At 52.4% G+C, this 22924-nt stretch carries 21 protein-coding genes; 3 read left to right on the top strand and 18 right to left on the bottom strand.

Annotated elements, in window-relative coordinates:
* Positions 1 to 49 precede the first annotated feature (49 nt).
* The 4 genes from ACT3TY_RS02230 to gorA form a co-directional block, all read right to left on the bottom strand.
* On the bottom strand, positions 50 to 445 hold the full coding sequence (locus ACT3TY_RS02230) for an ectoine synthase (RefSeq protein WP_172116624.1): 396 nt from the start codon (positions 443 to 445) through the stop codon (positions 50 to 52).
* Between the two features lie 84 nt (positions 446 to 529).
* Positions 530 to 1798: a diaminobutyrate--2-oxoglutarate transaminase gene (ectB, locus tag ACT3TY_RS02225; protein WP_444627235.1), complete on the bottom strand. Its 1269-nt coding sequence runs from the start codon at positions 1796 to 1798 to the stop codon at positions 530 to 532.
* A gap of 75 nt (positions 1799 to 1873) precedes the next feature.
* Positions 1874 to 2452 carry a diaminobutyrate acetyltransferase gene (gene ectA / locus ACT3TY_RS02220; protein ID WP_172116622.1) on the bottom strand — a complete coding sequence of 193 codons (579 nt, stop codon included), beginning with the start codon at positions 2450 to 2452 and terminating at the stop codon, positions 1874 to 1876.
* A gap of 248 nt (positions 2453 to 2700) precedes the next feature.
* Positions 2701 to 4083: a glutathione-disulfide reductase gene (gene gorA / locus ACT3TY_RS02215; protein ID WP_172116621.1), complete on the bottom strand. Its 1383-nt coding sequence runs from the start codon at positions 4081 to 4083 to the stop codon at positions 2701 to 2703.
* A 138-nt stretch (positions 4084 to 4221) separates the two neighbouring features.
* Between gorA and can the strand changes: the two genes are divergently transcribed.
* The gene (gene can, locus ACT3TY_RS02210) at positions 4222 to 4869 is read left to right on the top strand and encodes a carbonate dehydratase (RefSeq protein ID WP_087105449.1); all 648 of its coding nucleotides are present in this window, start codon (positions 4222 to 4224) and stop codon (positions 4867 to 4869) included.
* A 58-nt stretch (positions 4870 to 4927) separates the two neighbouring features.
* Here the strand turns inward: can and msrA are convergent, their stop codons facing one another.
* From msrA to ACT3TY_RS02185, 5 genes are read right to left on the bottom strand one after another with little or no spacing between them, the layout of a single operon-like run.
* Complete coding sequence (gene msrA / locus ACT3TY_RS02205) at positions 4928 to 5509, bottom strand: peptide-methionine (S)-S-oxide reductase MsrA (RefSeq protein ID WP_172116620.1); 582 nt, start codon at positions 5507 to 5509, stop codon at positions 4928 to 4930.
* A 1-nt stretch (position 5510) separates the two neighbouring features.
* Positions 5511 to 9845 (bottom strand): autotransporter assembly complex protein TamB, encoded by a 4335-nt coding sequence (gene tamB, locus ACT3TY_RS02200; RefSeq protein WP_444627234.1) that lies wholly within the window; start codon positions 9843 to 9845, stop codon positions 5511 to 5513.
* Positions 9846 to 9854: 9 nt separating this feature from the next.
* A complete protein-coding gene (gene tamA / locus ACT3TY_RS02195) occupies positions 9855 to 11708 on the bottom strand; it encodes an autotransporter assembly complex protein TamA (RefSeq protein WP_444627233.1) in 1854 nt (617 codons plus the stop codon).
* A 56-nt stretch (positions 11709 to 11764) separates the two neighbouring features.
* Positions 11765 to 12592 carry a hypothetical protein gene (locus tag ACT3TY_RS02190; protein ID WP_444627232.1) on the bottom strand — a complete coding sequence of 276 codons (828 nt, stop codon included), beginning with the start codon at positions 12590 to 12592 and terminating at the stop codon, positions 11765 to 11767.
* A gap of 9 nt (positions 12593 to 12601) precedes the next feature.
* Positions 12602 to 13894 carry a nucleotide sugar dehydrogenase gene (locus ACT3TY_RS02185; RefSeq protein WP_444627231.1) on the bottom strand — a complete coding sequence of 431 codons (1293 nt, stop codon included), beginning with the start codon at positions 13892 to 13894 and terminating at the stop codon, positions 12602 to 12604.
* Between the two features lie 204 nt (positions 13895 to 14098).
* Between ACT3TY_RS02185 and ubiG the strand changes: the two genes are divergently transcribed.
* Complete coding sequence (gene ubiG, locus ACT3TY_RS02180; RefSeq protein WP_444627230.1) at positions 14099 to 14842, top strand: bifunctional 2-polyprenyl-6-hydroxyphenol methylase/3-demethylubiquinol 3-O-methyltransferase UbiG; 744 nt, start codon at positions 14099 to 14101, stop codon at positions 14840 to 14842.
* Positions 14843 to 15517, top strand: coding sequence for an HAD-IA family hydrolase (locus ACT3TY_RS02175; RefSeq protein WP_444627229.1), 675 nt, complete (start codon positions 14843 to 14845; stop codon positions 15515 to 15517).
* 118 nt (positions 15518 to 15635) lie between these two features.
* Here ACT3TY_RS02175 and ACT3TY_RS02170 read toward each other — a convergent pair whose 3' ends face one another.
* From ACT3TY_RS02170 to ruvB, 9 genes are all read right to left on the bottom strand, one after another.
* On the bottom strand, positions 15636 to 16397 hold the full coding sequence (locus ACT3TY_RS02170; protein ID WP_444627228.1) for a YciK family oxidoreductase: 762 nt from the start codon (positions 16395 to 16397) through the stop codon (positions 15636 to 15638).
* A gap of 33 nt (positions 16398 to 16430) precedes the next feature.
* A complete protein-coding gene (gene ybgF / locus ACT3TY_RS02165; protein WP_444627227.1) occupies positions 16431 to 17225 on the bottom strand; it encodes a tol-pal system protein YbgF in 795 nt (264 codons plus the stop codon).
* Positions 17226 to 17272: 47 nt separating this feature from the next.
* Complete coding sequence (gene pal / locus ACT3TY_RS02160; RefSeq protein ID WP_087105458.1) at positions 17273 to 17818, bottom strand: peptidoglycan-associated lipoprotein Pal; 546 nt, start codon at positions 17816 to 17818, stop codon at positions 17273 to 17275.
* Positions 17819 to 17858: 40 nt separating this feature from the next.
* The gene (tolB, locus tag ACT3TY_RS02155) at positions 17859 to 19151 is read right to left on the bottom strand and encodes a Tol-Pal system beta propeller repeat protein TolB (protein WP_087105459.1); all 1293 of its coding nucleotides are present in this window, start codon (positions 19149 to 19151) and stop codon (positions 17859 to 17861) included.
* Complete coding sequence (tolA, locus tag ACT3TY_RS02150; protein WP_444627226.1) at positions 19151 to 20269, bottom strand: cell envelope integrity protein TolA; 1119 nt, start codon at positions 20267 to 20269, stop codon at positions 19151 to 19153. The genes tolB and tolA overlap by 1 nt, the downstream gene beginning before the upstream one ends.
* Positions 20262 to 20696: a protein TolR gene (gene tolR / locus ACT3TY_RS02145; RefSeq protein WP_444627225.1), complete on the bottom strand. Its 435-nt coding sequence runs from the start codon at positions 20694 to 20696 to the stop codon at positions 20262 to 20264. The genes tolA and tolR overlap by 8 nt, the downstream gene beginning before the upstream one ends.
* A gap of 11 nt (positions 20697 to 20707) precedes the next feature.
* Positions 20708 to 21388 (bottom strand): protein TolQ, encoded by a 681-nt coding sequence (gene tolQ, locus ACT3TY_RS02140; RefSeq protein WP_444627224.1) that lies wholly within the window; start codon positions 21386 to 21388, stop codon positions 20708 to 20710.
* An 88-nt stretch (positions 21389 to 21476) separates the two neighbouring features.
* Entirely contained in the window at positions 21477 to 21887 is a 411-nt protein-coding gene (gene ybgC, locus ACT3TY_RS02135; protein ID WP_444621655.1) for a tol-pal system-associated acyl-CoA thioesterase, read from the bottom strand.
* The gene (ruvB, locus tag ACT3TY_RS02130) at positions 21884 to 22921 is read right to left on the bottom strand and encodes a Holliday junction branch migration DNA helicase RuvB (protein WP_172116606.1); all 1038 of its coding nucleotides are present in this window, start codon (positions 22919 to 22921) and stop codon (positions 21884 to 21886) included. Before ruvB ends, ybgC begins: the two co-directional genes overlap by 4 nt.
* Between the last annotated feature and the right edge of the window lie 3 nt (positions 22922 to 22924).

Here is a 22924-nt window from a genome sequence, read left to right as displayed (position 1 = left end):
AGCAGCCTGCGTTAGCAAGGCTGCTTTTATAAGCGCGGAGAGCTAAGGTTTACTCATCGGCCGGCGCATAGGATCCATCTTCGCGGTGCACCTCATTGCCACTCAGTGCCGGTGTAAAGACACAGGCCACGGTCATGCCTTTTTCTTTGCCGCGCAGAAGGTGCTCGTCATGCTTGTCCAGTAGATAAATATCGCCCGCTTTGATTGGCCAGATTTTGCCATCCGCCAGGGTTTCGACTTCACCTTCGCCTTCATAGCAAAAAACGGCTTCGTAATGATGCTTATACTGAATGTGAGTCTCTGTGCCCGGGAAGATGCGTGTGATGTGGAAAGAGAAACCCGCATTATCCTCGGCAAGCACCAAACGGGTACTGTCCCAGTTACCATTTTCAGCAGTTACCAGTCGGCTTGTTTTACGTGCTTCTTCAAGACTACGGACGATCATAATATGCTCCATGCCTGAACGGCTGGCGATACCAGCCGTTGAGTTTATCGTTAAGGTTCGTTAACTACCCAAAGTAACGTCAGGTTATCCGTTGATAGCCGTGTTGACAGCCGCTTCCAGAATATCCAGCGCTTCAAGCAGATCTTCGTCGCTAATCGTTAACGGACAGAGGCATTTAACGACTTCGCCGCCTTGGCCGCTTGTCTCAATAATCAAGCCGTTTGCAAACGCTTCGCTGGTAATCTTGTCGGCGATGTCACCCGAAACAACGTCGATACCACGCATCAGGCCGCGGCCGCGCTCGGTAGCTGGGATACCATTTTCAGTCAACAGCGCCGCTAGCTTCTGGAAACGCTCTTCAACGATGCGGGCTTTGCGTTGTACGTCGCGCTCAAACGTATCGTTTGCCCAGTATTTTTTAAGCGCGGCAGTTGCCGTTACCATGGCAAGGTTAAAGCCACGGAAGGTGCCGTTATATTGGCCAGGTTTCCACACGTCCAGCTCTGGACGAATCAATACATGAGCAAAGGGCAAGCCAAAGCCAGACAGTGACTTCGAGTTAGTGACGATATCCGGCTTGATGCCGGCATGCTCAAAACTGAAGAACTTGCCGGTACGGCCACAGCCTGCCTGGATATCGTCCACGATGAGTAAAATATCGTGTTCACGGCAAATACTTTCAAGCCGTTTTAACCAGTCCAAGCCTGCTACGTTGATACCGCCCTCGCCTTGCACGGTTTCAACAATAACCCCTGCGGGAATATCCAAGCCGCCTGACTGGTCGCCCAGTAATTTTTCAAAGTAATCAAGCGTATCGGCATGCTCTCCCATATAGCCATCATAGGGTAAAAAGCTTGCCCCTTGCGTCGGAATGCCGCCGGTTGCTTCGCGGAATTTACGGTTGCCGGTGGTGGCCAACGCCCCCATGGTCACACCGTGGAAACCGTTAGTGAACGTCACAATATTGTGGCGACCTTTGGCTACGCGTGCCAAACGAATAGCCGCTTCAACTGCATTCGTCCCGGTCGGGCCAGGTAGATGAACTTTATAATCCAGCCCACGCGGTTTAAAGATGAGTTCTTCGAGTGTTTCGAGATATTCCCGTTTAGCTGCCGTCCACATATCCAGACCGTGGACAATACCGTCGCTAGACAGGTAGTCAATCATGGCTTGCTTGAGATGCGGGTTGTTATGGCCGTAATTGAGCGTTCCGGCACCCGCCAAAAAGTCGATATATTCGCGACCGTTTTCGTCGGTTAAACGAGCATTTTGCGCTTTGGTAAACACAACGGGAAATGAACGTGAATAGGTACGAACATTAGACTCCATACGTTCAAGCGATTGGGTCTTCATTAGCGACCTCCTTGTGTCATCGTTAAGCCGAGAGATGTCGAGAACATCGTGGCAATACGGATAAAAAAAGAAAAATCAGATGTGGTCAGTTTGGAATGGGCCGATGCGAACCAGGTTCTCTGGGTCATGCTCCCCACCAAGCTGTTCGGTAGAGAAATATTCACGGCTATTTAACGGCGCATGCCAGCGAGTGGCTAAACGTCGAAACAGTCCCCAGGAAGCCAGGTTGTCAGGTGTAATAGTGGTTTCCAAGTGGTGAACATCGGCGAGTTCAGGGCGAGAAAGGATGGCTTCAACAAGGCGGCGGGCAAGCCCTGTACCGCGTGCTTTTTCACCTACGGCTACTTGCCATAAGAAATAGGTATCGGGGGCGTTGTCTTTTACATAGCCAGACACAAATCCGACTATTTCGCCCTCTTCGTTGGTGGCAACAGCGCAGGTATCACGAAATTGGGTGGCTAACAGCAAGTAAGCGTAAGCAGAGTTAACGTCCAGTGGAGGACACGCTTTTACCAGCTCGTATATTCCCCAACCGTCCTCTGCATTTGGCTTTCGGATATAGAGAGGCGCTTCTGAAAACCCAACGACCGCGTCGGCAACGGTGGGTCGTGCGAGCTCAGATGAAGGGGTAAAAGGTTGCATTGGCGTATTCATGGTTATGCTTCGCTGTAGCGAATTTGAGCATCATTATAACAGCTGATTATTAGCAATTCAAAAGCCATATTATCCACCACCCTGTTTTCCATAATTTACGGTTATATTAGGCTTGGTATTTTTAATACTGACATCGCCACTGGCGAAATAAAAATATGAGTTTAGTCCAACTTTTAAAAAACGGTGATATTAAAAAAGCGAGCCACTGGCTCGCTTGATGTACTGCACATTAGGAAGCTGCTGGCAGTTTATTGCCGAGTAACAGTTCGCATGGTGACAAACTCTTCAGCACCGGTTGGATGAATACCAACGGTGAGATCAAAATCCTGTTTGGTAAGACCAGCTCTAACGGCGATGGCAATGCCTTGAATAATTTCTCCGGCCTCTTCGCCTACCATGTGCGCTCCGACTACAATATCCGTTGCGTCATCAACAATAAGCTTCATCAACGTGCGCTCCTGGCTTCCCGACAAGGTGTGCTTCATCGCCCGGAACTCCGTGGAGTAAACCCGAATGTTGGTAAACTTTTGGCGGGCGCCCTCCTCGCTTAAGCCAACCGTGCCAATATTGGGCTGACAAAAAACGGCGGTAGGCACCGTGGTGTAATCAAGCCGTGTCGGCGTGGTGTCTTTGAAATGATAATCCACCAACTGCATGGCTTCAGCCAGCGCCACTGGGGTGAGCTCTGGACCAACCGTTAGATCTCCAAGCGCTAACACAGACGGGACCAGCGTTTCATAATGTGCGTTAACCGGAATTTTGCCGTTGCCATCCAACTGAATACCCAGCTCTTCAAGGCCCAGGCCCTGAATATTGGCTTTACGCCCTGTTGCTGCCAGTACAACGTCTACCTCTAACGTCTCGCCGGTCGTTAGATGAACGTTGTAACCGGATTCAATGGCTTCAATACGCTCTATATTGGCGTTGAAATGGAGATTGACACCTTTTTTATCCATTTCCTTACGAGTGAATTCACGCACTTCATGATCAAAGGGTTTCAAAAATAGATCGCCACGATAAATCAAATGCGTTTCGCTGCCCAGGCCATTAAAAATACTCGCAAACTCAACGGCGATGTACCCGCCGCCCAGGACCATAAAACGCTTGGGAAATTCGTCCAGGTCAAACACCTGGTTAGAGTCCAGCGCATGCTCATTACCCGGGAAATCAGGCACCCATGGCCAGCCACCGGTGGCCAATAGTATTTTTTTTGCGCTCACGTGAGTAACGCCGTTTTCATCTTCTAACGCCACCGTATGCGCATCGACCAGTCGACCGCGAGCGCTAAGCAGGGTGACGTCTGCCCCTTCCAGCATGCGTTGGTAAATATTGTTTAAACGCTTAATTTCACTTGTTTTATTGTCTCGCAATGTGGCCCAGTCAAAGGTGGCCGGCTCGGATAGCTGCCAGCCAAAACCTGCAGCGTCATCAAAACTGTCATGAAAATGTGCGGCATAGGCATACAGTTTCTTGGGTACGCAGCCTACGTTGACACAAGTCCCCCCGAGATAGCGGTCTTCCACAATAGCGACGTTGGCACCCGTTGCTGCAGCCATGCGTGCAGCGCGAACGCCCCCTGAACCTGCGCCAATCACTAATAAGTCATATTGATACTCAGAATCGGCTACCATTATTTGCTCCTAAAAATTGGCATGCGCGTTAAGAAACCGACAGCACATGCTTATTGACCTTAGTCGCGATGAAGGTTAAAACCTTCATCGCTTGCTTGATTTCGCCTTAACCTGACGATGTAACGATACGGAGACTCAATGTCTGACCCTATTGCGACGCTCCTCGAAAATAATCGTGCCTGGGCTGAACGCATGTGCGAAGAGGATCCCGAGTATTTTAAGCGCCTGTCTAATCAGCAAAATCCTGATTATTTATGGATAGGCTGTTCTGATAGCCGGGTTCCCGCTAATCAGATTATTTCATTGCCACCAGGCGAAGTGTTTGTTCACCGCAATGTCGCCAACCTTTTACATCACACCGACATGAATGCGCTCTCTGTTGTGCAGTATGCGGTCGATGTCCTTAACGTGAGCCACATCATGATTGTGGGGCACTACGGCTGTGGCGGTATTAGAGCGGCAGTGACGGGGGGTGAGTGCGGTGTCGTTGATTACTGGCTGCACTCCGTCCGTGAGCAATATAACCACCACCGCCACTCGCTTGATCACCTTCCGTTGGATGAGCAAATTGACCGTATGTGTGAGCTTAATGTTAAAGCACAGGTTAAAAGCTTATGTCGCACTAAAATTTTGCAGCGCGCCTGGCAAAGCGGCCAGAATATTTCAGTACATGGCTGGGTCTACGGCTTAAGCGATGGTCGTGTTAAAGACCTTAAATGCACCGTCACTGGGCTGGATCAGGTAGAAACGCTTTACCGCATTGATCGAGTGCAGCCAACCGATTAAGCCCCAGGCGACGATTGCCCGAAGCAATAGTCGCCTTTGCCTGCTAATACCGCGTTACCTACCCGCCAATGGGGCATGTTACCCCTGTCCCTTTTAAGCCACAGTATCCGTTAGGGTTTTTGTCCAGATATTGCTGATGGTACGCTTCTGCAAAATAGAAAGTATCCAGCGGCTTTATCTCGGTGGTAACAGTACCTTTATCTGCCGCCTCTAACGCCTTTTGGTACGCTTTGGCACTCTGCTCAGCCGCCTGCTGCTGTTCATCGGTGGTTGTATAGATAACAGAACGATACTGCGAGCCTATGTCATTTCCCTGCCGATTGCCTTGGGTCGGGTCGTGTTGCTCCCAAAATATCTGGAGCAAGGCGTCAATATCGGTTTTGTTGGGGTCATACACCACGCGAACCACTTCAGCGTGCCCGGTCCGCCCCGAGCAGACTGCATCATAATCGGGATCAGGCGTTTGGCCACCCGCATAGCCTGCGGCAGTCACGTATACGCCTGGTTGCTGCCAAAAGAGCCGCTCGACACCCCAAAAGCACCCCATTCCCAGAACGATTTCCTGATAACCCTCAGGATACTGCGCTTGCAGGGAGTGTCCGCTAATAGTATGAACATAGTTCTCGGTTAATCGTGTCATATCACTCTCTATTCGTTTCGTGCTGAATCACCGGGTTGCCTCGGCGAGTAAAAGTATAAATCAAATCAATCGCCTGATTAGTACCCGATACAGCTTGCACGTATAAGTTACGCCATAGCGTATAGCGAACGGTTAGCTCTGCAATGGGCGAGAAAATTCCCACACCATAGCTAATTCTAATATCTTCGGTCAGCTGACCGCTAAGGGCAACCTGACTTTCATCCCCGGCGCCGGTTGTATCCAGCGCCAGGTCATCAATGCCAAATGATTGCCCAATAGAGCCGACAGCACCACCTACACGGCCTAGCGACATTCCGATCAACGCGGTTGTCAGTGCGCTGTCCATCCCACCACTTGAATCCTGGCTACGCCCGCGCAGTAAGTAGGAAAGCGCTTGTGTTTCCCCCATGGAAGGCTCAGAGAAAATCCTGACGTTAGGCTCTGCGGCACTTCCGGTAACGCGGACCCCAGCAATAACGTTATCTTCTGTTCTATCAGGATTACGTATTGCTTCAAAGTCCAGTGAGGGAAGCGATGGTGGACCACTAAACAGGAGTTGGCCACGGCGAATCAGCAAGTCCTGCCCAAAGGCCTGGAAACGCCCGTCAACCAGGTTTACATCCCCAAAAAGCTGAAGTCCACCGCTATCCTGGCGAACTTGAAGTGTCCCGCCCAAATCGGATTCCAGACCATAAGCGGAAATATGCATATCGCGACCTAGCGTCAGGTCAATCAATACATCAAGCATCATGCCCGTTTGGCCTAGCTCCTCCGAATTGCTAATCCCCCCATTTGCCGCGGCCCTGAGCGCGGCCTCTTCTGCCATGCGGTCGTCACGCTCAGTAATGATGACCTCATCAGGGCTTGGCTCAATAGCGGACGAGGATCTGGCACCAATAACAAGCCGGGACCACGGTAAATCAACATTACCGCGCACCTGTAAATGCTCGGGTGTAACACGTACCCGAATATCCGGGGCGACTTCTATACGACCAAATTGGGGCAGCACCAGAAGGACGGGCTCCTGAACGGCTTCAAGATCGACACCGATACGCCAATCATCTAGCGCTGGCCAATAGCTGTCGCCGGTAATGTTAAGCCGACCTTTTTCGGCTTCCACAAACCCATTGATATTCCCCTGCTCTCCATCAAATAAAAGCGTAAGTTCGCCATCACGGACGTCAACAGGGATACCTGGCCCATGAACATGCAGGTTGCGCAACGCTAACGCACCCTGTAAATCTGGCTGGCTTGTGGTTCCGCCAATGAGCACCCGCCCATCAAACTCGCCTTCAAGACGGTCTAAGCCGATGGCTATGGGTAGATAAGGTTCAAGCAACAGTTTATTCGCGCGTAGATCGCCATCTAGCGTGCCCCGCCCCATCGGATCATCGAGGGTAAGATCCAGGGTTAGCTCTCCCGCCTCAGAAAACGAGAGTACGATGTTGGCGTCCGCTTGTGCTTGATTCGCTTGCACCTGAACATTGAGGTCAATAGCAGGAAGCTGAACCGGCTGTCCATAATCGTTAACAGCGGTAATGGCGAGATTGCTTAGTAGCTCTACATCAGCCTGCCAGCGCGCTCCACCTTGACGCCAGTCAACAACCATATCGGCCGTTGTATCACCCTCAAACGTCCACTCTTCAGGCAGGAAAGGTTCGAGCATTTCCATAGGTACTTCGCGTACGCTTACCACCGCATGGCCCTGGTTAGCCGAGGCGTTAATCGGCTCTTCAGAGCACACCAGCCCGCCTTCCTCACGGCGCAAACAAAACGCGGAGAGACGCGCTTGGCCATTGGCGAGGTTGTAGCTTAGGTCCAAGGGTTCCTCCAGGCGAATAGTGCCCGCCTCGGAATCAATTTCCAGCGGTGTCAAACGGCCCTGGTAGACGTGGCGCTGTTGATCAAAGCGACCATTCAACGCCACTACCGCACGGCTTAATGGACTCTCTGGTTGACCTTGCACAGTCGCTTCAAGCTGGTGCTGAGAAAGTCGGCCAGTTAGGTTCAGGTCAACGGCCTCAAGATCCTGCCCGCCTGCAAAAATTTCTTTCAAGCCTAGCTGAACATCAAGTCTTGGATCCTCAAGCCCCCGCACATTAGCGTTAAGCGAGAGTTGCTGCACAAGGCTGTCGGTGAAGCGCAGATCACTGCCTGACAAGTCGGCAACAAGAGTAGGTTGCTCAAAACTACCTCCGGCCTGTAGGTTACCCGTCAATGTACCGCCCAACTCAGGCGACAGCGTATTGAGTTCACGCAGATCAATATCAGCCTTCAAGGACATTGCCCGCTCGCTTAGCTGGCCTGACGCATGAAGCCGGTTGTTGCCCTGAGCGAACTGAAGTTGGTGAATATCGATCTCCAGATGGCTGTTAGCATCCAGCGCCGCCTGCAAGGTCAAGGGATAATCGCGAAGCTTGCCTTCAATATCGATGTTTGCCACGCTAACCGACCATACATCGTCTAGCTGGCGCACGTTGAGATCAATATCGCCGGTTAAGCTACCTTCCATTTGGTCAACAAAATTGCCGGGATTAAATTGATCCAACCAGACCTGTGCATCGACCGTTAACGGCGCTAACCAGTGGATACGCCCTTCGCTGTGCAGCCTGCTTTCTTCTACCTGCAAAACCAGCGGCTCCCAACGGAAATGATTAGCATCCCCATCGCCTGTCAGTGTAACGCTAGCGCGAGGCAACTCAGGGCCATGCGCCTCAAGACTAACCTTTGCATGGTAAGCCTCCATGCTGCCTTCCACCGTCAGGTCGACCGCCTCAGCCACATACGGCTGGGTACCGCTCTCACCGTCGGCAGCAGGTTCGTCTACCAAGGGCCATTGCAGTCGTTCACTTTGCACACGCGCCTGGAAGGATAAATCGGGTGTTGACCAATCGACATGCCCCTCGCTACGCAGCGTGTTTTCCCCCAGTTGCAGAACTAAAGGCTGCCACTGAAAATGGTCAACGTCTCCATCGCCAGTAAGCGCTACCTGAGTAGGTGGTAACTGAGGGCCCTGCGCGCGTAGGCTAACCTCGGTGCGGTAAGCCTCAAGACTACCCTCTACCGTAAGGTCAACGGCTTCAATCACGTAAGGCTCAAGAGCACTCTCGCCTGCTGGCGGCGCTGCCTCTACCAAAGGCCATTGCAACCGATCGCTTTGCAGCCGCGCATGGAAAGGCACGTCGGGTGCTAATGCATCTACGCTTACTGCGAGTGATGCGGTTACCACGTCTGAGGCACTAAGCTCAGCCTGTAGATTGTTTAGCGGACCGGACAGCGTAAGGGCCAGTTTTTCCCCCTTTAATTCTGGATAAAGTTCGGGTAAAAACAGTTCGGCATTTAACTGCGCTTCCAGCGGATAACTACCGGTTAAGCTCACATTGCCTACAAGAGTGGCTTCAACATCCTTGGTCACCACATCAAAAGATGTGATATCTACCTTACTTTCCTTCGTGCTACCCGCTAACTGCAAGCGCTCGACAGTGTATTCAAAGGCACCTGTCAGTTTAACATCGGTTACTGTCAGGTCGCTCACGCTTATATCGACAGGTAAAGCGATCTCGGACAGCTCAATACGCTCTCCGTCAGCCAAGCGTTGCTCGGGCGACGGGGCGGGTAAGGCATCCTCTTGAGGCTGAGGCGTGGCCACGGCAATGGCGCCGTCAATGCCCTCAGCCGCTAGTGAGGTTTGAGCACCCTGCGTAAGCTGAACACCCGCTGAGGGCGGTAAATAAATGGTCAACTGATCAAGATGTGTTGGCGCTAAATCAACGTTGCTCCACGCGGCACTGGCAGATGATTCAAATGATGCCCATTGAATACGCGTACCATCCGCAAGCTGCACATTGCTATTATTGACAACCACCGAGCGCAGCTCGATAGGAAATGGCAGATGTAGCCGGAAAGGCTCGCCCGACGCTTGTGGCTCTTCAGGCGTGCCATCTGCACTCAAGCGCACATTTAACCCATCAGCGTGCAATGTATCCAGGCAGAGTCGTCCAGAGAGGAGGCAATCATCGGCCCAGGCAATCTCAAGGTCAGCAATGCCAATCGTTAGGTTGCCTAGATCAAGATGAAAGCCTTTTAACGTAAATTGTTCCAGTAATGCGCCGTCTTGTTGCTCGTAAGAAAAGTATCCTCGCCTCTCCCCTTGTGAGAATAAAAAATCAGTCCCCCAAGGCGATAATGCCGTACCCAGTAGCAGTGCGACTAACCCAAATAACCAAAGTGGCAGAACAATAGCCAGCCGTATAAGGCTCCAGATCAATAACCACGCCCGGTGTCGGGATGAGTATGGTTGGCGCGTCGTAGAAGTAGAAGATTCAACCTGGGACAAAGCGTACTCCTAGAATTCCGGGCCGATGGAGAAATGCACACGATATGCATCGTCGTTATCGAAGGGGTGCGCTACATCAAAGCGAATTGGCCCTACCGGCGATACCCAGCGGACACCCACCCCGGCGCCGGTTTTTAAATCGTGTGGACCCCAGTTATCGAACGCATCACCGGTATCCACGAACGTCGCCGCCCACCAGTCGCCCCTAACACGACGCTGATATTCAAGCGTCGAGGTAATCATTTGACGCCCGCCCTGCAAGCGACCCTCGTCGTTTCGTGGCGACAGGCTCTCATAGGAGTAACCGCGCACGCTGCGATCGCCCCCTGCGAAAAAACGCAGCGAGGGTGGAATTTTGGAAAAATCATCTGTTTCGATAGCGCCAATACTTAGCCGTGCTAAAAAGCGATTATCGTTGTTGATAGTGCGGATAAATTCGGTATCACCGGTTAAACGCAAAAACTGGGCGTCTGATCCCCACACTGTGTCGGAATACTCAATCGAGAGCTGCTGACGGTCGCCCCAAAGAGGGAATCGCTGTGGCCGTGTCCGCGTTCGAGACCACTGGATGCCTGGATAAAAGAGCCAGACTTTGTCTGCCTCTCCCCCTTGAGTAAAGTCTTCATACGTTGTTCGAAAATACACCGACTGGATCCAGTCGTTGTCAAATTGCCAACGACGAGCCAGCTCAACAGAGCCTTGCATCGACCGGGTATCGCTATTATCAATATTGCGAACCCCGTACTGCAATCGATAGCTATCGCGGAGCGGGTCTTCAAGGGGAACGTTGTACACACCGGTAAAACGCTGTTCCGGCGCGGAAAGATAAAGGTCATGATTCAGGCTGTGGCCTAAACTATTAATCCATGGTTGGTGCCAGCTAAAGCGTAATCGAGGGCCTACATCTGTCGCATAACCGATACCCACCTCAAACTGGTGACGGTTCGCAGGATCAACGTTCACATCAATAGGCAAACGAATATCGTCATTTTTATTGATAGTCAGTACGCTCGCCAGTGCCGCACTACTAATCCGCGGGCGCTTCGGCTGGGAAGCTGTGGCTGACTCCCACCAAGGCGAGGCACCGCCCTCAGGAGGCGCAACCACCAGCTCTTGGGCCGTTGTCAAACGAGGGCGAATCGAAACGGATCGAAACCAACCGGTTTCAACCAAGCGCTGCGTATAAGTAGCAAGTGACTCCGCGAGATAGGGATCGTTATCCTCATACGTCTGCATATTATGCAGGCGATCAAGAACAATGTGGCTCCCTGTGATATTGGTTTCGCCAAACCGAAAGCGTGGGCCGCTATCAAAATCCATATAGAGGCGCGCACTTCGTAAATAAGGGCGCACTTCCATACGCCGTTTGGTAAAAGCCCAATCAAAGTAGCCACGTTCGATAGCTAACCCCGAAAATTGCGAACGCAATTGATCCCAGGGCGGCTGAACTAACGGGTCGCCTACTTTTAAGGGAAAGCTATCCAGAGCGTCTTTAAACGTAGGATCATCTTTGGCATCGCCATCAACATTAATCGCAAGCTCCTGAATTTCGACTCGAGGACCAGTATCAATATTGAGTACAACGGCAGGGTCAATTTGAACCTCAACGGTGGGCTCATAATAACCATAGACACGCATTGCCACTCTTGTACGGCTACGTATCTCACCCTCTAAACGAGTTTGGGTATATAGTTCTTCATCAATGCTCTCTAAATAGGCACTGATATTATCTTCAACGTCGCCGTCAACCCCGTTAATAGTAGCCGTTAACGCCAAAACTGATGGAACATAGGCAAAACTCAGAGGGAGCGCAATAAAACAAGCCATCCGAGTAGCTAAAAGCCAACGCCACTGTCTTCCCATACAATAAACTCCCTCACAAACTCTTTTGTTGGCGGTTATAGCCTGCTCCACTACTACTATCTAAGCATTTCTATTTGGGCGCTAAAAGCGAGTTGGGCCTGGCGAATTTGCCGTATATCACTTTCAAGGGTAGATAAACGCTGAGTCCACTGCTCTTCAAATGCTGCAATTTCATCACTTGGAGAGGATGAGTCTAACTGTAGCGTATTTAGCTGAGTGTCCAATTGATTAAAGCGCTCGCTCAAAGCAGCGATTTGCTCTTCCAACTGCCCTGTTACTGTTTGGTTTAACTGATTGACCTGCTCTTCCAGTGACGTGAGCTGCTGAGCGGTGGTTTGCTCCACATGATTAACCTCTTCAACAAGGTTTTGCCGACCGGATATGCCCGCCTGTTCCAGTGCATCCAGGGAGGTGCTAAACGCAGCCAATCGGCGATCACGTAAGGCAGCCTGCTCTTGGTACTGGGAAAGGCGCTGATTAAACGACGTTATCATCTCATTGGATGGGCGCTCTTCGTCATCTGTCAGCGCACCATAGAGCTCTTCACGCGTATTGATTAACGCAACAGACAGCTGCTCCTGCTCTTGGAACAGCGTTGTCATCTGAGCCTGCACTAGCGCAATTGTATCCTGCACATCAGTATCACCTGAGTCCAACCGAGCATGAACGTTAGAGACCTCGCCACTGACGCGGTGGAGTTCGGTTAATAAACGCTCGCGCTCAAACCACAGCACGACAGCGGCGCCTGCGAGTAGCACACAGAACAAGAGCATTCCAAGCCATAAGGGCCATACGAGAGGCCCTTTTCGGTGGCGCAAATGCTGGGCCGTTAAGCTTTGGCCTACATCGGGAACAATACGTTGGGAAGGCGTCGGATTAGGCATGGCATTTTCTCAAAAAGACGTAGGGTCGGCACGACGACCAATACCACGGTACTTTAAGCCGCAGTTGGCAACAAATGTAGGGTCGTAAATATTTCGACCATCTAACACCAGCTTAGCGCTGAGTAGCCCTGCAAGTCGATGCCAGTCCGGGTTCCAGTATGACTTCCACTCCGTAACCAGCATTAGCGCATCGGCACCTTCACACGCCTGATATGGGTCTTGATCAAATGTTTGAAGGTCATCGCGCTGCCCAACAAGCTGATGTAATGCGCTAGTAGCGGCGGGATCATGAAGCTTTACCTTTACACCTTGTGCCCACAAAGCGTCTAAAAGCGTCAATACCGGCGCATGGTCGATACGTGCTGTGCCAGGCTTGAACGCGGCTCCCCAAATAGCGATCGTTTTACCCGCTAACTCGCCTTCAAAATGGGCCCAAAGTTTACGGAACAGCGTCTCTTTTTTCTGCTCATTAATGTCCATGACCTGTTCAAGCAACGCGGAGTAACGGCCACTTTTTGACTGAACATCTGCCAGGCGCATTAAGTCCCGCGAAAAGTTGGGGCCACCAAAACCACAGCCGGGATACAAATACTCAAAACCGATACGTGTGTCGGCCCCCATACCTTGGCGAACATGCTCAACATCCACGCCTAGTGTATCGGCTAAACCGGCAATTTCATTCATATAGCTAATTCGTGTGGCCAGCATGCCATTGATGGCAAGCTTGGTAAGCTCTGCCGCCCTGCGCGGCATGGGCTGGAAAACTTCTTGTCGGCGATTGAACGCGCGTAAAAGCTCGCGTGCAACGTGCTCTCCGTGGGCATCATCACACCCAAGCAGCCAACGCGTGGGGCGAGTAAACGACGCCCAGGCACGCCCTTCTTCAAGCGTATCAGGCAAGGCCACGCTGCTATGTTGGCCTCTCATTAAATCATCCAAGCGCTCCGTTTCGCCGACCGGAAACGTAGAGTTATTAATTAACACGGCACCTTGCTGCAGACATAGTTCCGACTGTTGAAGCAGTGTGCTGGCGTCGTTACGCTGGCTTGGCGAAAGTGCAAGCCAGACAACATCAGCCGAAGACGTTTGAGATACATCATCAATCAGTACTAACGTGCCATCGGCCAACCCCTGCTGGATATGCGGCATTAGCTCCGGCTCACTGCGCAGCCAATCCACCTGCGAAAGAACCGTCCAGGGCGCACTCTGATGAGGTAACCACTCTACTTGATGACCTACCCAGGCTAATGCGGACGCTGCTGTCACCGCACTTAGTTCACTGCCGTAAAGAAATACTCGCATTTACCGAACTCCTTGTACGGCGGAAAAGCGAGAAAATATAGCCATAAGATTCATACAATGGTCCTTTTCATGCGTTCTGACCTGGGAGTGGTTAGAATGTCCATAATACTGAATGATTGAGTGGATGCCACTCGCACTTGATGCTAACAACCAGGCTGGATAGGAAAACACTATCCATTGCTGACTGACGATGGGAGTCAACACATGCAAGCGACACCTCAGGATAGCACTGCTGATCGCTACCAAGGCAACGTCGATGCAGCGGAAGTTGCTAAATTTGAAGCACTTGCTAGCCGCTGGTGGGACCCAATGAGTGAATTCAAGCCGCTACATGAGATTAACCCCCTGCGCCTTAATTTTATTGACGCACGCGCCGGTTTAGCCGGAAAACAGGTGCTGGATGTGGGCTGCGGAGGCGGTATCTTGAGTGAGTCCATGGCACATCGTGGTGCCAAGGTAACGGGCATTGATCTTGGCGAAGCGCCGCTTGGCGTTGCCAGGCTGCATGCAGAAGAGAGCGGCGTGTCCGTTGACTACCAAAATATTAGTGTTGAAGCGTTGGCTGCTCAAACCCCGGGGCATTTTGATGTCGTTACCTGTATGGAAATGCTGGAGCACGTACCTGACCCCGCCTCAGTGATTCGGGCCTGCTGTGCGTTGGTACGCCCTGGCGGCTATGTATTTTTTTCAACGCTCAACCGTACGCCAAAATCCTACGCATTTGCGATATTAGGCGCCGAATATGTCCTTAGGCTACTGCCCCGCGGCACCCACGACTATGCCAAATTTATTCGTCCGTCTGAAATGGCGGCATGGTCCCGCCAAGTGGGCCTGGAAGTTCGTGAGCAAACAGGGCTGACGTATAACCCTCTTACTCGTCGCTACCGCTTAGTGGCTGACGATGTCTCTGTAAACTACATGATGTACTGCCGCAAAGTGAGTCAATAGATGCCAACGACGCCACCGCTTGCCATTCTGTTTGATCTTGACGGAACCCTGGTGGATACCGCGCCCGATCTTGCTCAAGCAACAAATGCCCTACGCGCCCACCACGGGCTGGCGCCCCTGGCCTACGAGCAGATACGTCGTCAGGTTTCCAATGGGGGGAGCGCGCTAGTCACCCTAGCGTTGGATCTTGATCACAAAGCCCCAGGCCATGATACTGCCCGCCAGTTTCTGCTCGATGCCTATGAACAAGCCGTAGCGGTGCATAGCCAAGTATTTATCCCGCTTAACCAATGGCTTATTGAATGGCACGGAAGTCAACGGCCCTGGGGGATTGTCACCAATAAGCCGCGCCGCTATACCGAGCCTTTACTCGCCGCATTAGCGCTGGAGCCCGGTGCGTTGCTGTGTGCCGATGACCTGAGTGTTAAGAAGCCCGACCCGGAACCTTTGTGGGAAGCGGCCCGTCGTTTGGGCGTCGCGCCGGAACAGTGCTGGTATGTCGGCGACCACGTACGTGATATGCAAGCAGCGAAAGCCGCTGGCATGACAGCCGTTGCGGTCGGATATGGTTATATCAGTGAAGAGGATGATTATCAGCAGTGGCCCGCCGACCTGTGGTTTGAAGAGTGCTCAATGCTGGTTGACGCATTAAACGCTTTTAATGATGCGGCGTAGTTAGCAGCTTTCACTACAGCTGGCGTAACAACCACCGTTAGGGCCTTGCTTTAAGGCTTCTTTTTAAAGGCTCTTTTTTAAAGGCGCTGCATTCAAGCCCTAACGGTAGAATTAAGAATCAAACACGCGGCGGTTGCGCATTAAACTTTTGGCCGCTAACACCGGTACTATCGGGGCCCATTAGCCATAAATAGGTCGGCATAATGTCATTGGGCGTTCGAAGTGTGGCAGGATCTTCGCCAGGGTAGGCGCCTCGGCGCATTTGAGTGCGGGTAGCTCCCGGGTTAAGGGTATTCACCCGGATATTGGTTTGATGCTCAAGCTCGTCGGCCAGCACTTCAACAAACCCTTCGGTGGCAAATTTGGAAACCGAGTAGGCCCCCCAATACGCGCGCCCTTTTCGTCCCACACTGGATGAGGTAAAAATAATTGAGGCGTCGTCTGATTGCTTAAGCAACGGTAATAACGCTTGAGTCATCCATACTGGGCCATTGATATTCACCTGCATGACCTGCTCCCATAGCTCTGCATCGTACTGCTCGAAGGGAGTAATCCGGCCAAGCAATCCAGCATTATGCAAAAGCCCATCCAAACGACCAAACTCTTTATCGAGCGTTTTGGCCATATCATCGAAGTCACTAAGCGTTGCGCCTTCAAAATTAAGCGGAAAAATAGCGGGCTGTGGCCCACCTAACGCCTCAATTTCGTCGTAGACCCGCTCCAGCTTTTCGATAGTACGGCCTAGCAAGATAACGGTCGCACCGTGTTGCGCATACTGCAACGCTGCCGCACGACCAATCCCATCGCCGGCTCCAGTGACCAATACGACACGGTTTTCAAGCAATTGTGGCGATGCTTGATAGTCGATTTTGCAACTCATGACACTTCCTGCAAACAAACATTTAACGTGATATTACCCAGCCGACTGGCGGAGAAAATCATTGGCAAGCCCAGCCGCACTACTTTGCGGATAGTCGTCACGCACTTGCTCTAGCAGCTCACGGCTGCGCTCTGCATCGCCTTGACGTGCTTTAACCAAACCAAGTTTATAAAGGGCATCGGGCACTTTACTGCTGCTATCAAAGTCGGTAATAACCCGGCTAAAGGCTGCATCGGCATTCTCAAGCTGGCCTTCAGCGGCATACAATTCACCTAACCAGTAATAGCCATTAGAGGTCAAGCTGGTATCAGGATGAGCAGTGACGAATTCATCAAACGCTTGAATTGCCTCTTCAAATTGGCGTGCCTGAACATGGGCAAAGGCAGCCTGATAGTCCGCCTGGGCATCATCACTCACGTTACGTGCTGAGGGTGCACTGATAACTTCTTGAGCGGCCTCAGGTTCAACCTGTGGCGTAGACTGCTCTATGGGCGTAGATCCACTGCTCATTAGGCGGTCTTCGATGTCCAGATACTGCTGCTGCGATTGGCGACGCAATTGTTCAAGCTGATGGCGCAACTCTTCAATTTGGCCACGCAACTGTTGGATTTCCTGCGTGTGCGCTTCCACCTGGTTGAACAGCACAAGGTTGCCACCGGATGCTTCCTGACGCTGAGTCTGCTGATAAAATCCGCTGGAATTACCGGAAGAAAGATCCTGGACCAGCGGCTGCTGGGCAATAGCTGCAAGGGGCAATACGGACAGCGGGAGCACTAAGGCTCCCGCACCGCACAGCCTCTCAAAATAGCGTTTGAGACTGTGATTCATGACGACTCCGTAGACAAAGTCGGCGTGCAGTTTACACGCCGACAATATCAGTAATTAAATACAACGCGACGGTTTTGGCCATAAGCATTTTCGTTATGACCACTTACTGCCGGACGCTCTTCGCCATAGCTTACAACAGTCATTTGTGAAGGAGAAACGCCTTGGATATTCATGAAACGCTGAACAGCGCGTGCGCGACGCTCGCCCAGTGCCATGTTGTACTCCCGGGTACCACGCTCATCGGTATGTCCCTGTAACACAACTTGGGCACTCGGATTAGCGCGCAGGTAGCGTACATGAGCCATTACCGCAGACTCATACTCACTCTTGATAGTATCACGGTCATAATCGAAGTAAATCGTGCGTACCTCAGGAATGCGAGAGTCCGCTTGTTGACCAGCGCCTGTGCCAGAGCCGGTAGTAGAGCCATATTGACCACCGGTACCCGCACCAGAGGTGCCAGCGCCCATGCTGCTGCCATCCTGGCTTCCGTAAGAATCCCCATCCTGGGTTCCGCCGGTGCTGGAGCAGCCAGCAATCGCTACGATAGATAACGCTACGGCCAATGAGCGAGCCAACGGCTTAAGTTGCATAATCAGACTCCTTGCCTGAAAAAAATAACACTATAGATCATTAGTTTAAAAACGGTGACCATGCGGGGTCACGCACTTCGCCTTGAGCAGCAGGAAGCCGGAATGACGACCGCCCATCGGCAGAAACGGCACTTAGCACCCCATTGTTACCCTCTTGGTTAGCGAAGATTACCATGGTCCCGTTCGGCGCAACACTAGGAGATTCATCTCTTATTGAATCGCTTATAACGACCAGCCGTCCTCCATCCAAATCCTGGCGTGCTACTTGATACCCACGGCTGGAACGGTGGATTAAAAAGATCTGATCGCCGTCCGGAGAGTAACGCGCACGGGCATTATAATTGCCGGTAAACGTCACGCGATTTGTCTCGCCGCTACCTAACGATAGCTGGTAAATCTGAGGGCCGCCGCTGCGATCAGAGGTGAACAGCAGGCTACGACCATCCGGCGACCAAGCGGGCTCGGTGTCAATGCTATTACTGTTGGTAACGCGTTCTACCGAGCGGTTAGCGATATCCATGATATAGATTTCAGGCTGCCCATCCTTGGATAACGACATGGCGATACGGCGACCATCGGGGGACCACGTGGGTGCACCATTGATACCGTCAAAGGATGTTGCCATGACACGCTGACCGGTGGCGACATCCTGGATATAAATCGCTGGACGCTCCGTTTCAAAGGAAACATAAGCAAGCTTGCGTCCGTCCGGCGACCAGGCGGGTGACATGATCGGTTGATCAGACGTTAATACCTGCTGGCTATTGCGACCGTCAGCATCAGCTATGTAGAGACCGAACTGCATATTATCGCCAACCCCTTGGGCCGTCACGTAAGCAATGCTGGTTGAGAAAGCACCACGTATATCAGTAATCGCCTCAAATATCTGGTCGCTGATATAGTGTGCTGCCCCACGCAGATCATCGGCATTCGCTGTGACAGTTTCGCCAATCATCCGGCGCTGGCCACTGACATCCATCAGGTCAAACTGTAGCTGATAGCCGTTGCCCGTTTGTTCGGCACGCCCGACGACCAGATAACGCACGTCCAATGACCGCCAGGTTCCAAACTCAACGTCATCCGCTTGGCTTGGTTGGTCAAACATGGCACTACGCTCTAGCGGTGAGAATAGACCACTACGCTCAAGATCGTCCTGAATGATTTGAGCAACATCTTCCGACATGCCCTGATTGCCTGCGAAAGGCACCACCCCAATGGGTAATGCCTGGTCGCTGCCCCGTGTAATTTCGATGGTCAAGTTTGCATTCGCAGCTGCGAAACCACTTACTAGCAGTAGTACGCAAAATAACCACACTTTCCTTAGTTTTTGCATCAGCGAACATCCCCCGGGGTAAATCGCAGATTAAATTGACGTAAGTTCCGCTGCTGTTCCGCAGGTAAATCTCTTAATTCACCAAACGGTGCAGCATGTTCAACGGCTTGCATGGCAGATCGATCAAATGCACTGTCGCCACTAGATGTAGCAATTGACGTTGCAAGTAGTTCGCCCGAAGGGCCTAAACGTATTTGTAGCGTAGCACTCAATGAGTCGCTTGCTCCAGGTGGGATCAACCATGCCTGTTCAACCGCGCGACGCACAATATTGATAAAGCTATTGGCGGCCTGCTGCGCTTGCTGTGCATTGGCTGCTGCTTCCGCCTCACCTTCTAACTGGCGCTGCATGGCGGCTTCCGCTGCGGCAGCAGCTTGGCGTTCAGCTTCTTCACGAGCACGCTGCTCTTCAGCTTCACGTTGACGCTCTGCTTCGGCTTCGGCTTCTGCCTGAGCCTCTGCTTCAGCCGCTGCCTGAGCCTCTGCTTCAGCCGCTGCCTGAGCCTCTGCTTCAGCCGCTGCCTGAGCCTCTGCTTCAGCCGCTGCCTGAGCCTCTGCTTCAGCCGCTGCCTGAGCCTCTGCTTCAGCTGCTGCCTGGGCTTCTGCTTCAGCTGCTGCCTGAGCTTCTGCTTCCGCCGCAGCTTGGGCTTCTGCCTCACGGGCTTGAGCTTGCGCCGCCTGTTCTTGCGCTAGTCGTTCGGCTTCCTCAGCGCGGCGTTGCGCTTCGGCTTCTGCTGCGGCTTGGGCTTCTTCCAAAGCTTGTTCCTGCGCTTCAGCTTCAGCGGCAGCCTGCTGCTCGGCCTCTTGGTTATCCGGCTCTGGCTCAGCTACCTCCGGCTCACTCACTTCCGGCTCAGGAACAGGTTCAGTTGAACTGTTCATTGCCGCCTGCTGTTCAGTTACCTGCTGGGCCTGATCTGTGAACGTCTCGGTACTCACAAACGTGGCCTGAACAATGGATGAAGAGTCAGGTTCCGGGGTTGAACTGGGCCAATTGATAAGGCTAAAAACAATAATAGCCAAATGCACAGCGACCGCGAGGATGATTGGCAATGTGTAGCCAACGTCTTGCGGGTCATGCGGCGCAGCAACGGTTACTTGCGGCTTGCCCTTACTCATCTTGCGGTGGCTCTGAAAGCAGTCCTACGTTTTCAACGCCCGAGCGCTGGAGCGTACTCATGAGTAGAACAATTTGTCCATACTGTACGCCTTGGTCGCCACGCACCATGACGGGCGTGCCCGGGCGACGTTGCAATATGGCCGAAACGCGTTCTGATATTTGCTCAAGCGAAACGGCGGTTGAATCCTCACCCAGCGTAATAAAATATCCGCCTTCACGATCCACCGAAATAATGATCGGGTCACTGTCCTGAGTATCGATCGGTTCAGATGACACCTGAGGCAAATCCACCTGAACGCCTTGCGTTAGCATCGGAGCGGTAATCATAAAAATGACCAGCAGTACCAACATAACGTCGATAAAGGGGACAACGTTAATCTCCGCCATCGGCTTACTTTTGCCGCTGCGATTGAACGGACCTTGCATGGCTAACTCCCTTAACTGGCGCTAGGCTTGCCATCACGGCCTTGCAAATTACGATGCAAGATAGCGTGAAACTCTTCGGCGAAGTCTTCATATTTACCGAGTAAGCGAGACGCACTGTTAGATAAGCGGTTATAGAAGATAACAGCGGGAATAGCCGCGAAAAGCCCCATAGCGGTCGCAATGAGTGCCTCGGCGATCCAGGGTGCTACGGTTGCCAGTGTCGCTTGCTGGGTCATTGAAAGGGACTGGAAAGAGCCCATGATGCCCCAGACGGTACCAAACAAGCCGATATAGGGGCTGGCAGAGGCAACCGTTGCCAAAAACACCAGGTGTTGGGTCAGACGACCTTCTTCGCGAGACCAGGCTACACGCATGCTGCGCTGCACACCTTCAAGCACGGTGTCGGCATTGTGAGTTTTTGGCATTAGTCGGTTGAATTCACGAAACCCAGACTGAAAGATATGTTCGGCGCCATGGCGCGGGTCATCAGCTGGTATTTCTCGGTAAAGTTCGTTTAAGTCGACACCTGACCAAAACGACTCTTCGAATTGGTCGTATTCCCGCTTGGCACGGCGCAGCGCAATACTGCGCTGAAAAATCACCACCCAAGAGAGGACTGACCCCACCACCAGGAGTAGCATTACCAGCTGTACAACCGTGCTGGCATTCATAATCAGGTGCGGGATGGACATGGTGTTATCGTTCACAGGTGCCCTCATCAATCAATGATTGTCGGTCAAGCCCGACAAGTAGTGGTCTCTAAATTACGAAACCGCAGTGTTAAGAAATCGCTAACGTTTGTAGCCGGGACTGAAAAAAAGCGGGCCAGGCTTTGGGCCGCATCCGTTCAGCGCTCAAGCACGCTATCTCGACTGTCGCGCTGCAGAGGAGTTCCTCACCGCGCATTACAAACTGCTCAAACGTTACTCGGCATCGCCCTATATCAATGACCCGTGCGGTTATCTCAAGCGCTTCGTCCAAGCGCGCCGGTTTCGCATAGTGACAAGCTAAGCGATATACCACTAGCTGCGTGCCTTCGTCTAGTAACGTTTGCTGGTTGAGCCCTTGCTCGCGCAGCCACTCGCTGCGCGCTCGCTCCATAAACTTCAAGTAGTTAACGTAGTAGACAATGCCGCCAGCGTCAGTATCTTCCATATAAACACGTAGAGGCATTGAAAACGAAATACTCATGGGCGACGCTCCCCTTCCATATCAACCGAGTGCTCGTTGGGAACGCGGTTAAAGTGCCGCCATGCCTGACGCGTAACGGTACGTCCGCGCGGCGTGCGCATCATCAACCCTTGTTGAATAAGATACGGCTCAATGACATCTTCTATCGTTGTGCGCTCCTCCCCAATGGCGGCCGAGAGAGAGTCGACGCCTACCGGTCCGCCTTCGAACTTATCGATCATCGCGAGCAGCAGCCGCCGGTCCATGTGGTCCAGACCATAGTGATCCACATTGAGCATATTAAGCGCCGCATCCGCCAATGCCACGTCTACGGTGCCATCCCCTTTAATTTCGGCGTAGTCACGCACTCGGCGTAGCAAGCGATTGGCAATACGTGGCGTCCCTCGGGAGCGCCGGGCAACCTCAACCGCGCCTTCATGGTTGGTTTTTACACCCAGCAGACGAGCTGAACGGGTCACAATTTCAGTGAGTTCTTCGAGATTATAAAACTCAAGCCGCTGAACGATTCCGAACCGATCACGTAGCGGCGCTGTTAAAAGACCTGCGCGGGTCGTCGCCCCCACCAGCGTAAAACGCGGCAAGTCCAGCTTGATGGATCGCGCAGCGGGTCCTTCACCAATCATGATATCCAGCTGAAAGTCTTCCATGGCGGGATAAAGGACTTCTTCAACGGCGGGCGATAACCGATGGATCTCATCGATAAACAAGACATCGCCTGGCTCAAGGTTGGTCAGCATGGCAGCCAAGTCGCCTGCACGCTCCAATACGGGACCAGACGTTGACTTAAGCCCTACGCCCATTTCTGTTGCAATGATGTTGGCCAGGGTGGTTTTACCTAGCCCTGGTGGGCCAAATACAAGGGTATGGTCAAGGCTCTCTTCGCGTAATCGGGCTGCGCCAATAAATATCTCAAGCTGCTCGCGAACCCGTGGCTGGCCGATGTAATCATCCAGCCGCTTGGGACGAATGGCATAATCAATCCGCCCTTCTCCCTGTTCTGGTTCAGCCGCTATCAACCGATCATGTTCTAACATAGA

Source organism: Halomonas sp. AOP22-C1-8, assembly GCF_052378905.1.
In the GTDB taxonomy this organism is placed as follows: Bacteria; Pseudomonadota; Gammaproteobacteria; order Pseudomonadales; family Halomonadaceae; genus Vreelandella; species Vreelandella citrativorans.
The sequence above is the reverse complement of the archived record's forward strand: the minus strand, read 5'-3'. Positions and strand labels throughout refer to the sequence as shown.